Origin of the sequence: Phenylobacterium sp., from assembly GCF_030646615.1 — a bacterium.
GTDB lineage: Bacteria > Pseudomonadota > Alphaproteobacteria > Caulobacterales > Caulobacteraceae > Phenylobacterium.
Genome location: NZ_JAUSLG010000066.1, coordinates 1 through 11832 on the forward strand (window position 1 = coordinate 1; position 11832 = coordinate 11832).

The 11832-nt window shown below is 68.4% G+C and carries 11 protein-coding genes; 8 read left to right on the forward strand and 3 right to left on the reverse strand.

Features of this window, described 5'->3' with window-relative positions:
• Positions 1-417: 417 nt before the first annotated feature.
• The gene (locus Q7S93_RS10935; RefSeq protein ID WP_304713924.1) at positions 418-969 is read left to right on the forward strand and encodes an OmpA family protein; all 552 of its coding nucleotides are present in this window, start codon (positions 418-420) and stop codon (positions 967-969) included.
• A 51-nt stretch (positions 970-1020) separates the two neighbouring features.
• Here the strand turns inward: Q7S93_RS10935 and Q7S93_RS10940 are convergent, their stop codons facing one another.
• Positions 1021-1815, reverse strand: coding sequence for an EAL domain-containing protein (locus Q7S93_RS10940; RefSeq protein ID WP_304713925.1), 795 nt, complete (start codon positions 1813-1815; stop codon positions 1021-1023).
• 93 nt (positions 1816-1908) lie between these two features.
• Positions 1909-3657 carry an acyl-CoA dehydrogenase gene (locus Q7S93_RS10945; protein ID WP_304713927.1) on the reverse strand — a complete coding sequence of 583 codons (1749 nt, stop codon included), beginning with the start codon at positions 3655-3657 and terminating at the stop codon, positions 1909-1911.
• Between the two features lie 127 nt (positions 3658-3784).
• On the opposite strand from Q7S93_RS10945, the gene Q7S93_RS10950 reads away from it, so the two are divergent.
• The 5 genes from Q7S93_RS10950 to Q7S93_RS10970 all read left to right on the forward strand — a co-directional run bounded on the left by Q7S93_RS10950 (position 3785) and on the right by Q7S93_RS10970 (position 9569).
• Positions 3785-4717 (forward strand): L-threonylcarbamoyladenylate synthase, encoded by a 933-nt coding sequence (locus tag Q7S93_RS10950; protein ID WP_304713929.1) that lies wholly within the window; start codon positions 3785-3787, stop codon positions 4715-4717.
• 24 nt (positions 4718-4741) lie between these two features.
• On the forward strand, positions 4742-6151 hold the full coding sequence (locus Q7S93_RS10955; RefSeq protein WP_304713931.1) for an FAD-binding oxidoreductase: 1410 nt from the start codon (positions 4742-4744) through the stop codon (positions 6149-6151).
• 53 nt (positions 6152-6204) lie between these two features.
• A complete protein-coding gene (gene yaaA / locus Q7S93_RS10960; protein WP_304713933.1) occupies positions 6205-6987 on the forward strand; it encodes a peroxide stress protein YaaA in 783 nt (260 codons plus the stop codon).
• Positions 6988-7012: 25 nt separating this feature from the next.
• On the forward strand, positions 7013-7810 hold the full coding sequence (locus tag Q7S93_RS10965) for a 3-hydroxybutyrate dehydrogenase (protein WP_304713935.1): 798 nt from the start codon (positions 7013-7015) through the stop codon (positions 7808-7810).
• Positions 7811-8222: 412 nt separating this feature from the next.
• Positions 8223-9569: a flavin-containing monooxygenase gene (locus tag Q7S93_RS10970; protein ID WP_304713936.1), complete on the forward strand. Its 1347-nt coding sequence runs from the start codon at positions 8223-8225 to the stop codon at positions 9567-9569.
• Position 9570: 1 nt separating this feature from the next.
• On the opposite strand, the gene Q7S93_RS10975 is transcribed toward Q7S93_RS10970, so the two are convergent.
• Positions 9571-10116, reverse strand: a complete 546-nt coding sequence (locus tag Q7S93_RS10975; RefSeq protein WP_304713937.1) for a hypothetical protein — start codon at positions 10114-10116, stop codon at positions 9571-9573.
• Between the two features lie 220 nt (positions 10117-10336).
• Here Q7S93_RS10975 and Q7S93_RS10980 point away from each other — a divergent pair, with 220 nt between their 5' ends.
• Both Q7S93_RS10980 and ahpC read left to right on the forward strand, forming a co-directional pair.
• Entirely contained in the window at positions 10337-10873 is a 537-nt protein-coding gene (locus Q7S93_RS10980; protein WP_304713938.1) for a hypothetical protein, read from the forward strand.
• A gap of 140 nt (positions 10874-11013) precedes the next feature.
• Complete coding sequence (gene ahpC, locus Q7S93_RS10985; RefSeq protein ID WP_304713939.1) at positions 11014-11577, forward strand: alkyl hydroperoxide reductase subunit C; 564 nt, start codon at positions 11014-11016, stop codon at positions 11575-11577.
• Positions 11578-11832: the final 255 nt, after the last annotated feature.

The following is an 11832-nucleotide window of genomic DNA, read 5'->3' on the forward strand; positions in this document are numbered from 1 at the left end:
CCTCGGCGGGCGGCGGCTCTGGCGGCGGGGGCGGATCGGGGCGCGGCGGCGGCGGGATCAGGGCCACCTCGATGGCGCGGGGCTCTGGCTCGGCGGCCTTGGGCGGCATGAGCGCAAGGGCCCCGAGGATCGCCGCATGAACCGCCAGGCTGACAAGGCCTGCCCCCGCGCGGCCCACTGTCCTGCGCGGCTTGTCCCTGCCGTCTCCTCGCCCTTGCATGAAGCGCCTGTCACCGTGATCGGGACCCAGATGGCTCCCATGGGGATGCGTCGAGAAGGTGGCGGCGGGCGGGCGCGCCCATGGTCAAGGCGCCTTGTTCGCGCCACGAACGCGCCATCACGGAGCCGTGATGGGCCAACCCAATGACCGTCCACTGCAGATGGGGATGGGGTCTGCGTTGCAGGAAAGGCTTCTAAATGACGAAATCCACTCTTCGGTCGGCTGCGACCGTCAGCGTTCTGGTGATGGCCGGCCTGGTGGCCAGCGGCTGCGCCACCAAGGGCTTTGTCCGCGACGAGGTCGCCGTGGTCGATGGCCGCGTCACCCAGGTGCAGGGCACCGCCGGCGAGGCGCTCGATCGCGCCAACGCCGCCCACAAGCTGGCCGAGGGCAAGTTCCTCTATGAGGTCGTGCTCTCCGACGATTCCGTGAAATTCCCCTCCGACCGCCACGCCCTGTCGCCGGAGGCCGAGGCCCGTCTGGCCGAGCTTGTGCAGCGGCTGACCTCGGAAAACCGCAACGTCTATCTGGAGATCCAGGGCCACACCGACGCCACCGGCCCTTCTGGCTATAATGACCAACTGGGCGAGGCCCGGGCCGAGGCCGTGCGCAAGTACCTGTCGATGAACGGCATCGCGCTCAACCGCATGGCCACCATCTCGTATGGCGAGGAGGTCCCGGTGGCCTCCAATGACACCGCCGATGGTCGGGCGCAGAATCGCCGCGTGGCGATCATCGTCCTGACCTAAGGCTGCCAGGTCCCGGCAGGACCTGGCCTTGGCCAGCGGTCCTGTCGGGATCTAGCCCGCCGCGGCCACGCGCCGAGGCGTTGGCAGATCGACCGCCGGCAGGGTCTCGAAGGCCGGCCGGGCCAGGAGGTAGCCCTGGATATAGCGGACGCCGATGGCGCGCAGGGCCGCCAGCTCGCCCTCCGTCTCGACGCCCTCGGCGATGACCTGGATCCCAAGCTCAGCGCACATCCGCACCACGCCCGCCACGATGGTCCGTCGCGGCAGGCTCTGGTCCAGGCCGCGGATCAGCTCCATGTCCAGCTTGATGATGTCGGTCTGGAAGCGGGCCAGCAGGTTCAGCCCCGCATGGCCGGCGCCGAAATCGTCCAGCGCGGTGCCAAAGCCCATCTTCTGATAGCTGGCGACGATATTGGCCACATGGGCGGGGTCGGCCATCTGCTCGTTCTCGGTGAACTCGAAGATCAGTCGCTCGGTGGGGAAACCCTGGGCCGCGGCGGTCTTCAGGGTCAGCTGGATGCAGGCCAACGGCGAATAGACCGCGTTGGGCAGGAAGTTGATCGACAGCCTGGCTGGCCCGTCAAGAATGCCGGCCCGGGTGGCCGTCTCGATCGCCCTGACCCGGCACTGCTGGTCGAAGGCGTAGCGGTTCTCTTCCGTCACCTGGGAGAGCACGCTCAGGGCGGACTGCCCATCCCGGCCGCGGACCAGGGCCTCATAGGCGAAGGGCCGGCCGGTCTCCATGTCGATGATCGGCTGGAAGGCCATCGCGAAATCGAAGTCGAGACCGGCGCCGTCGCGGCAGCCCTGGCACGGGACGGTGGCTTTCTGGGCGGTGGGGGTCATGACGCGGGTCCGTGGGAACTGACCCGCGACCCTGCCCTAAGAACATGAATCAACGGTGGAATGCCGTGCGACAGGCCGCCACACGGCCTGGCCTCAGCCCCCGAGCGCCTCGGCGCCGACGGCCTCCAGCTCGGCCGCCCCTTGGGTCACCGCCGCCACCAGGCCGCCGGCGCCGGCCAGGACCTGTGCGCCATAGAGGCGCAGCAGCGGCAGGCGGGCCTGCATCCAGGGATCGTCCGACCCCGCCGCGGCCAGGGCCTGCCGGGCCAGGACAAAGCCGCCGATCACATCGCCGGCCAGCTTCAGATAGGGCGTCGCGCCGGCGGCGGAGTCGGTCCCCCGGTTGGCCAGCAGCCAGTCGGTGGCCGCCTCCAGGGACCGCACGCCCTCGGCCAGGCGGCGGCCGGCCTCGGTGAGGTCGGCGCGTTCGGTCAGGGCCTCTGCGGTCATGGCCATCTCGGCGCATAGGGCGTCCATCACCGCGCCGTCCGCCATGCCGAGCTTGCGGCCCGCCAGGTCCAGGGCCTGGATCCCGTTGGCGCCCTCATAGATCGGGGCGATGCGGGCGTCGCGATAGTGCTGGGCCGCGCCCGTCTCCTCGATGAAACCCATGCCCCCGTGGATCTGCACCCCCATGGAGGCGACCTCGACCCCCATATCGGTGGACCAGGCCTTGGCGATGGGGGTCAGCAGTTCCTGGCGGGCCTTGGCGCTCGCCCGAGCCTCCGGCGTCGGTCCCAGCCGCGCATGGTCGGCCAGCACGCCGGTCATGAAGCAGATGCCCCGAGCCGCCTCGATCTTCGCCTTCATCAGCATCAGGGTGCGGCGCACGTCCGGATGGTCGAAGATCGGGGCCGGCGAGGCCCCGGTCCAGGGCGACTTCCCCTGGGTGCGGTCCTGGGCGTAGGCCAGCGCCTGCTGAAAGGCCCGCTCGGCGATACCGACGCCCTCGACGCCCACCTGCAGGCGGGCGGCGTTCATCATGACGAACATGTGGGCCAGGCCCTGATTGACCTCCCCCACCAGCTCAGCCTGGGCGCCGTCGAACATCATCACGCAGGTGGGCGAGGCGTGGATGCCCAGCTTGTGCTCGATGGAGGCCGGCCACAGGGCGTTGGCCTCCCCCAGGGACCCGTCGTCCTTGACCAGCCGCTTGGTGGCCAGGAACAGCGAGATGCCCTTCACCCCGGGCGGCGCATCGGGCAGCCTCGCCAGCACCAGGTGGCAGATATTGTCCGCCGCATCGTGGTCGCCCCAGGTGATGAAGATCTTCTGGCCATAGAGCTTGTAGCCGCCCTTCCCGTCCGGCTCGGCCCGGGTGGTGAGCGCCGCCAGGTCCGTGCCGGCCTGGGGCTCGGTCAGGTTCATGGTGCCGGTCCATTCGCCGGAGACCAGCCGAGGCAGGACCAGGCGCTTCTGCCGCTCATCCCCATGCAGGGTCAGGGCCTCGATGGCCGCCTGGGTCAGCATGGGGCAGAGGCCAAAGGCCATGTTGGCCGCATGGACCATCTCGAAGACGGCCAGCTCCATGGCCTTGGGCAGGCCCTGGCCCCCATGCTCAGGCTCGGCCGACAGGCTGTTCCAGCCCTGTTCGGCAAAGGCGCGATAGGCCTCGGCGAAACCCGGCGCAGCGGTGACCTTGCCGTCCTTGTGGCTGGCGCCCTTCTGGTCGCCGATCCGGTTCAGGGGGGCGAGCACGTCGGTGGCGAAGGCGCCGGCGGCGTCCAGCACCGCTTCGATGGTGGCCTCGTCCAGCTCCGGAAAGCTCGCCTTGGCCAGATCCCCGTGGCCGGCGACGTTGAGGGCGAAGGCGATGTCGCGGACAGGCGCGCGGAAGGTCATGCGGGGCTCCAGTAAGGCAGGCGCTATTTAGGCGCGATGACGTGGCGTCACCAAGGCCGAGCAGCCCAGGAGGGGACAAGCCGGGCCCTTTGCGGCTATCACGCCCCTGCGTAACCGGAGCCAGACCATGAGCCAAGCCGAAGCCGCCGTCCAACGCGCCGCCCAGGCCCTGGCCAGCGGCGCCCTGGCCATCCTGCCCACCGAGACGGTCTATGGCCTGGCCGCCGACGCCGCCGATCCCCGGGCCGTGGCCGCCCTGTTCGAGGCCAAGGGCCGGCCGCGGTTCAATCCCCTGATCGCCCATGTGGCCGACCTGGCCATGGCCGAGACCATCGCCCGGTTCGACGACCGCGCCCAGGCGCTGGCCGAGGCCTTCTGGCCCGGTCCCCTGACCCTGGTGCTGCCGATCACCGATCAGGCGGCGGTGTGTGACCTGGCCCGCGCCGGCCTGGACAGCGTCGCCGTCCGCGCCCCGGCCCATCCTGTGGCCCACGCCGTGATCGCCGCCCTCGGCCGTCCGGTGGTGGCGCCCTCGGCCAATCGCTCGGGGCGGCCGAGCCCCACCACATTCTCCGACGCCCTGGAGGAGACCGGGGTGTTCGCCCTGGCCGCCCTGGACGGCGGGCCCTGCGCCGTGGGGCTGGAGTCCACTGTCGTCGCCCTGCTGGACGAACCCCGCCTGCTGCGCCCTGGCGCTGTGACCCGCGAACAGATCGAGGCGGTGATCGGCCCGCTGGCCGAGGCCGAGGATGACGCCCACCGCTCGCCCGGCCGCATGGCGCGGCACTACGCCCCCCAGGCCCCGGTGCGGCTCAACGCCGCCGCGCCCGAGCCGGACGAGGCCTATCTGGCCTTCGGACCCGACGCGCCGGAGGGGCCGCGGGTGTTCAATCTGAGCCCTACCGGCGACCTGGCCGAGGCCGCCAGCCACCTGTTCGCCTATCTGCGGGCGGCTGATCGCACCGCCCCGCGGGCCATCGCCGTGGCGCCGATCCCGACCCATGGGCTGGGCGAGGCGATCGCCGACCGCCTGAATCGGGCGGCGGGCTTTGTCGGCTAGGCTGTGAGGGGCTAGATTTATCCCATGAGCCTTTCCGTCCCCGCCGACGTCATCTCCCGCCTGAAGGCCGTGCTCGGCGAGGGCGGCTGGAGCCAGGACCCTGAGCGCCTGGCTCCCAAGCTGCTGGAATGGCGCGACCGCTGGAGCGGCCAGACCCCCTTCCTCGCCCTGCCGGGCTCGACGGCCGAGGTGGCCGCCGTGGTCGGCATCTGTTTCGAGGCGGGCGTTCCGATCACGCCGCAGGGGGGCAATACCGGCCTGGTGGGCGGCCAGATCCCCATGGGCGAGATCCTCCTGTCCACCGAACGCCTGCGCGGCGTCCGCGACGTGGACGCCCTGGACGACGTCATGGTGGTGGAGGCCGGCGTCACCCTGGCCGGCGCGCACGAGGCGGCGCTGGAGAAGAACCGCCGCTTCCCGCTGGACCTGGCCTCGCAGGGGACGGCGACCATCGGCGGGGTGATCTCCACCAATGCTGGCGGCACCGCGGTGCTGCGCTATGGGACCACCCGGGACCTGGTGCTGGGCCTGGAGGCGGTGCTGCCCAATGGCGAGGTGTGGAACGGCCTCAAGCGCCTGCGCAAGGACAATACCGGCTACGACCTCAAGCAGCTGCTGATCGGCGCGGAGGGCACGCTGGGCGTCGTGACCGCCGCCAGCCTGAAGCTGTTTCCCATCCTGCCGTCCCGAGCCACGGCCATGGTCGGCCTGGCCAGTCCGCGGGCGGCGCTCGACCTTTTGGCCCGGGCCAAGGAGGCGGCCGGCGGCGGGGTCGAGGCCTTCGAACTGATCAGCCGGGTCGGCGTGGACTTCGCCCTCAAGAACATCGCCGGCCAGCGCGACCCTCTAAGCGAGCCCCATCCCTGGTACGTGCTGGTGGAGCTGGCCTCGGGCGAGCCGGGCGCGGCGGAAGCCGCCCTGGAGCGGCTGTTGGCCCAGGCCCTGGAGACCGGCCTCATCGCCGACGCCGTGGTCGCCCAGACCAGGACCCAGGCCGAGGCGCTCTGGTCCCTGCGGGAAAACCAGTCGCCGGCCCAGAAGCCCGAGGGCGCCACCTGGAAGCACGACGTCTCGGTGCCGGTCAGCAAGGTGGCCGATTTCCTGGAGGAGGCCGGCGCGGCCATGACCGCCTTTGCGCCCGGCTGCCGAATCTGCGCCTTCGGCCATGTGGGGGACGGCAACATCCACTATGACGTCCTGCGCCCCGACGGAGGCGACGACGGCGCCCATTCGGCGGGGCGTGACGCTGGGTCGCGGCTTGTCCACGACATTGTCGCCCGCCTCGAAGGCTCCATCTCGGCCGAGCACGGCCTGGGGGCGATGAAGACCGACGAAGCCTTGCGCTACAAGGCGCCGGTGGAGGTGAACGCTCTGCGGGCGATCCGCCTGGCTCTTGACCCGAAGCGCATCATGAATCCGCGCGTCCACTTTTAAAGGCGGCGCAACCGCCTTGGCTTTGTCATGAAGAGCGGTCAAAGGACCGCGCCATGCTGATCGTTCTCTCCCCGGCCAAGGCGCTGGACTTCTCCGCGCCGCAAAAGCTGCTGCCCATGACGGCGCCGCAGTTCGATGCGGACGTGATCGAGCTTTCCAAGACCACCCGCAAGCTCACCGTCGCCGACCTCAAGCGGCTGATGTCCCTGTCGGACAATCTGGCCGAGCTGAACCGCGCCCGCTTCCAGGCCTTCGACCCCGAGAGCGAGGACGGGCTGCAGGCCGCCCTGGCCTTCAATGGCGACGTCTATACGGGACTCCAGGCCCGCACCCTCAGCAAGGCCGATCTGGACTGGGCGCAGGACCACCTGCGCATCCTGTCGGGCCTCTATGGCCTGCTGCGGCCCCTGGACGTGATCCAGCCCTATCGCCTGGAGATGGGGACCCGGTTGAAGACCAAGCGGGGAGCCACCCTCTATGACTTCTGGTCCGACCGGATCGCCAAGGCGCTGAACGTCGCGGGCCAGGATCACGCCGACCCGACGCTGGTGAACCTGGCCAGCCAGGAATATTTCGGCGCCGTCGACGCCCAGGCCCTGAAGCTGCCGATCCTCAACATCCGCTTCCTGGAGGAAAAGGACGGCCATGCGCGGATCGTCAGCTTCTACGCCAAGAAGGCCCGGGGCCTGATGGCCCGCTACGCCATCGACAACCGCATCACCCGCGCCGATGATCTGCGGGGCTTCGACCTGGAGGGCTACGGCTTCGTGGCCGCCCAGTCCCAGCCCGGCGAATGGACCTTCAGCCGCAGGCAGCCGACCGCCGCTGCGGCCTGACATCAGACCTTGAGGAGCGCGCGACATGGCCGTGGACTATGGGATCGCCGGCCATGTGGCCATCGTCACCGGCTCCACCAGCGGCATCGGCCAGGCCATGGCCGCGGCGCTCGCCGAACAGGGGGTGAATGTCATCCTCAACGGCCTGGGTGATCCGGCCCAGATCGAGACCGATCGCCGGGCCCTGCAGGCGCGCACCAATGCGACCATCGCCTATCACGGCGCCGACATGACCAAGGCCGATGAGATCGCCGACCTGGTGGACTTCGCCGTGCGCGAGTTCGGCCGCCTCGACATCCTGGTCAACAATGCGGGCGTCCAGCACGTCTCGCCCATCGAGGACTTTCCGCCGGAGAAGTGGGACGCGCTCATCGCCATCATCCTGTCCTCGGCCTTCCACGCCACCCGCGCCGCCGTGCCGGTGATGAAGGCCCAGGGCCGCGGCCGGATCGTCAATATCGCCTCGGCCCACGGCCTGGTGGCCTCGCCGTTCAAGTCGGCCTATGTGGCGGCCAAGTTCGGGGTGGTGGGCCTGACCAAGGCGGTCGGCGTCGAGCTGGCCAAGAGCGGGGTGACCTGCAACGCCATCTGCCCGGGCTATGTGAAGACCCCCCTGGTGGAGGCCCAGATCGGCGACCAGGCCCGCTCCCGGGGGATTTCCGAGGACCGGGTGGTGGAGGAGGTGATCCTGGCCGCCCAGCCCAACCGGGCCTTTGTGGAATACGACCACCTGGCCGGCATGCTGCTCTATCTGGTCTCGGACATGGGCGCCTCGGCCACGGGGGCGGCCCTGTCGGTGGACGGCGGCTGGACGGCGACCTGAGGGCGTTGCGAGCCGCCTAAGAGGGGACACGAAGGGGCCCCTCACCCCTCCCTCATCCTGAGGTGCGAGCGAAGCGAGCCTCGAAGGACGCAAGGCCTCGCGCCGCAGGCGTCCGAAAGGCGAACCACTAAGCACACGAAGACCACCAAGGACGGCGCGGCGCCTTCGTGCCCTTTGTGGGCTTCGTGGTTGACCAACTCGCCCTGCGACCGCCTCGTCCTTCGAGGCCCTGCTCGCGCAGGGCGCCTCAGGATGAGGACGGACTGCAGACGCCCGCACCCCCTCCCTCATCCTGAGGTGAGAGCAAAGCGAGCCTCGAAGGACGCACGGCCCCGCTGGTTGCCGACCCTAGGGGAAACCGCGCCATCCTCCGCCGCGACAGCCGAGGGACATCGGCGTGGGAGGACCAATAATGACCGGCAAGCTCACCGCCTGCATCATCGGGGCCGGCTGTTCGGGCTTCACCACCGCCAAGCGGCTGAAGGACGAGGGGATCGATTTCGACATCTTCGAGATGTCCGACGACATCGGCGGCACCTGGTACTTCAACAATCCCAACGGCAAGTCGGCCTGCTACGAGAGCCTGCACATCGACACCTCGAAATGGCGCCTGGCCTTCGAGGACTATCCCGTCCCGGCCGACTGGCCCGACTTCCCCCACCACGGCCAGCTGCTGGACTACTTCAAGGGCTATGTGGACCACTTCGGCCTACGCCCACACATCACCTTCAACACCGCGGTCACCAAGGCCGCCCGCACCGACGACGGCCGCTGGGCGGTCACGCTCTCGACCGGTGAGACGAAGACCTATGACGTCCTGTTCGTCTGCAACGGCCACCACTGGGACCCGCGCTATCCGGACTATCCCGGCGTCTTCGACGGGCCGGCCTTCCACGCCCACGACTATCGCAGCCCGTTCGCGCCGGTGGACCTGAGGGGCAAGCGGGTGGTGGTGGTCGGCATGGGCAATTCGGCCATGGATATCGCCTCGGAGCTGTCGCAGAAGCCGATCGCCCAGACCCTGTGGGTCGCCGCCCGCCGGGGCGTCTGGGTGCTGCCGAAATACATGAACGGCCGCGTGGCCGACAAAGCCTCCATGCCCCACTGGATGCCGCGCAAGCTAGGGCTTCGCCTGGCGGCCAAGCGCATCCGCAAGATCGTCGGCAATATGGAGGACTATGGCCTGCCCAAGCCCGACCACGAGCCCCTGGCCGCCCACCCCTCGGTCTCCGGCGAGTTCCTGACCCGGGCCGGCTGCGGCGACATCAAATTCAAGCCCAATATCGCGCAGCTGATGGGCGAGCGCGTGCGCTTCGAGGACGGCAGCACAGAAGAGGTGGACGCCATCATCTACGCCACCGGCTACAGGATCAGCTTCCCCTTCTTCGACGATCCGGACCTGCTACCCGACGCCGAGAACCGCTTCCCCCTGTTCAAGCGGATGATGAAGCCGGGCGTCGACAACCTGTTCTTCATGGGCCTGGCCCAGCCCCTGCCGACGCTCGTCAACTTCGCCGAGCAGCAGGCCAAGCTGGCGGCCGCCTGCCTCGCCGGCCGCTACCGCCCGCCGAGCGCGCCCGAGATGGAGGCCATCATCGCCAAGGACGAAGCCCTGCACCTCGGCCACTTCTACAAGAGCCAGCGCCACACCATCCAGGTCGACTTCGGGCTCTATGTCCACGACCTGTTGAAGGAGATTGGGCGGGGGGAGAAGAGGGCGCGGCATGCGCAACCGGCCCTCGTCGAAGTCGCCACCTAGGTCAGCGAGACTTCGGGCCGGCCAGGCTCAGCACGTCCTCGCGCATGCGTTCGGGAATGGGGACGCCGTGCGTCCGCTCCCGCTCCTTGTAGAGCCAGGCGATGTAGCGACGATACTGGCGCTGTTTCCTCGCCCCCGGCATGCTCGCTTCTTTCTCCGCCGTCTTGATGGCATCGTCGAACTCGCGCCGCGGCCACCCGCGCACCTCCGCCTCCTGCGACCGGCCGAATGACCGCCGCATCAAGATCCAGATGAGCGCGCGAAGGCTCACAAAGAGGCCCGCGACGCCCAGGGCGATCAAAAGACTGCTGAGGATCGAAAATAGCGCCACCTCGGTCGCGCCCGCCGGGTCGTCGATCAATTCTGCCGACCGGCCAATCAACGACAACAGGAGCATGACGGCGAAGACGCCCCAGAACGCCGGTCGAATGCGCGCCCAGAGGTCAACCACCGCCGGCGACGCCGGAACCCGAGCGCCTGCCGCCCCCACGCCTTCGGAGAAGTAGCGCGCCACGCGCCGCCCTAGGGTCTCGCCCGTCTTCTGCATAGTCCTGCCGCGCCTCCCGCCTGCCCGAAAACAAAACGTGAAAATCGCACAGGAACAAGCCTGAGTTTGCGTCCCGCTGCACCGGCCGAGATGGAGGCCCTCATCGCCAAGGACGAAGGCGACGCCCGCGCGGCCAGTTCTACGAAGCCCCCGACCTAAGTTTAAGGAGCACAAGTCGAAAAAGCTGGGCTAAGGTACAGCCCTTGGCAGGGGGATGCTCATGATTGTTACCATCTCAGTTATTCTCAACGTGGTGCTGGCTATTGCCCTGGGGATTGCCGTGTTACGAGCCAAAGCTCGGATGATCGAAGAGAAAGCTGCGACGTTTGCGGGCTGCTTGGGCGCAATTACGGATGGTATCGCACGGGATAACTTGGAAGATCGGGCCAAAATAACTGCGCTTGGCCTAAGTGCTATGAAGAGCAACCTGGACCATGAGGAAGTTAGCTGGCGCTTGGTCCGAGCCGGATTCATGCGGACGCTGCGGGGCGAACTTGCGCTCGCCGACGTGGGCGGCGAACATGTGCGCGAGCTCACGCTGAGAGCTCTCGCCCAGGGCAAGGACCGCGAGGCCGAGGCTGAGAAGGTCTGGCTCTACATCGACGGAGCGCTGGACCACCGCGAAGGCTACGAGGAGGAACCCCGCGAACGCTTCGGTGACCAAGGGCTATCGAGAGCGCAATATCTCTATGAGGGGGACATCCTGGGCTTCTACCGCGCCAGGGTTGAGAAGAACCCCCCGAAGCTGTTTGGCTAGGCCGCTCCCAAGCGATGCCCACACCCCATCGACCCCCTCTATCGCCGCGCCAGATAAAATCGATTTCTGCGATGCAGCATGGGGTGGTAGAAAGGCGGTGTTTCCTCCCCCTATCCACAAAACGCCCAGGAGCGCGCCGCATGGCTTCCGTCAACACGACCATCCTTCCCTTCACCGCCCAGGCCTATAAGGGCGGCAAGTTCGTCGAGGTCAGCGACACCGACCTGAAGGGCAAGTGGTCGGTGGTCTTCTTCTACCCGGCCGACTTCACCTTCGTCTGCCCGACCGAGCTGGAGGACCTGGCCGACAACTACGCCCAGTTCCAGAAGCTGGGCGTGGAGATCTATTCGGTCTCGACCGACACCCACTTCTCGCACAAGGCTTGGCACGACTCCTCGCCGGCCATCGGCAAGATCGAATACACCATGATCGGCGACCCCTCGGGCCTGGTCACCAACAACTTCGGCATGATGCGCGCTGGGCAAGGCCTGGCCGACCGCGGCACCTTCCTGGTGGACCCCGAAGGCGTGATCCAGTTCATGGAAGTCACCGCCGAGGGCATCGGCCGTAACGCCATGGAGCTGCTGCGCAAGATCCGCGCGGCCCAGTACGTGGCCGCCCATCCGGGCGAAGTCTGCCCGGCCAAGTGGGAAGAGGGCGAAAAGACGCTCTCGCCGTCCCTGGACCTCGTCGGCAAGATCTAAAGGGCGACCCCTTCCAGATCCCCTGATCCTGCCGGGTCAGGCTGACGGATTAAGGGGCGTTTCCGCTCCCGTCTGGCGCTTGCGCTGGGCAGGTCTGCGGGAACGCCCCGCCCCCTCCATCGATCATGGAACGCCGTGGGCGCGCCGGGCTTATGCCTGGTCCGCGCCTGGGGTCTGCCAGCCCTGCGCCTCCTGATCGCTGCTGTCTTGAGTTTCCTCCCCCTCCGCGCCGCACGCACCGGCGCAAACACCGGA

Bases quoted from the DNA above. Each gene is read 5' to 3' on its own strand.
- Q7S93_RS10935 (WP_304713924.1), top strand. From the start codon at position 418: ATGACGAAATCCACTCTTCGGTCGGCTGCGACCGTCAGCGTTCTGGTG.
- Q7S93_RS10940 (WP_304713925.1), bottom strand. From the start codon at position 1,815: ATGACCCCCACCGCCCAGAAAGCCACCGTCCCGTGCCAGGGCTGCCGC.
- Q7S93_RS10945 (WP_304713927.1), bottom strand. From the start codon at position 3,657: ATGACCTTCCGCGCGCCTGTCCGCGACATCGCCTTCGCCCTCAACGTC.
- Q7S93_RS10950 (WP_304713929.1), top strand. From the start codon at position 3,785: ATGAGCCAAGCCGAAGCCGCCGTCCAACGCGCCGCCCAGGCCCTGGCC.
- Q7S93_RS10955 (WP_304713931.1), top strand. From the start codon at position 4,742: ATGAGCCTTTCCGTCCCCGCCGACGTCATCTCCCGCCTGAAGGCCGTG.
- yaaA (WP_304713933.1), top strand. From the start codon at position 6,205: ATGCTGATCGTTCTCTCCCCGGCCAAGGCGCTGGACTTCTCCGCGCCG.
- Q7S93_RS10965 (WP_304713935.1), top strand. From the start codon at position 7,013: ATGGCCGTGGACTATGGGATCGCCGGCCATGTGGCCATCGTCACCGGC.
- Q7S93_RS10970 (WP_304713936.1), top strand. From the start codon at position 8,223: ATGACCGGCAAGCTCACCGCCTGCATCATCGGGGCCGGCTGTTCGGGC.
- Q7S93_RS10975 (WP_304713937.1), bottom strand. From the start codon at position 10,116: ATGCAGAAGACGGGCGAGACCCTAGGGCGGCGCGTGGCGCGCTACTTC.
- Q7S93_RS10980 (WP_304713938.1), top strand. From the start codon at position 10,337: ATGATTGTTACCATCTCAGTTATTCTCAACGTGGTGCTGGCTATTGCC.
- ahpC (WP_304713939.1), top strand. From the start codon at position 11,014: ATGGCTTCCGTCAACACGACCATCCTTCCCTTCACCGCCCAGGCCTAT.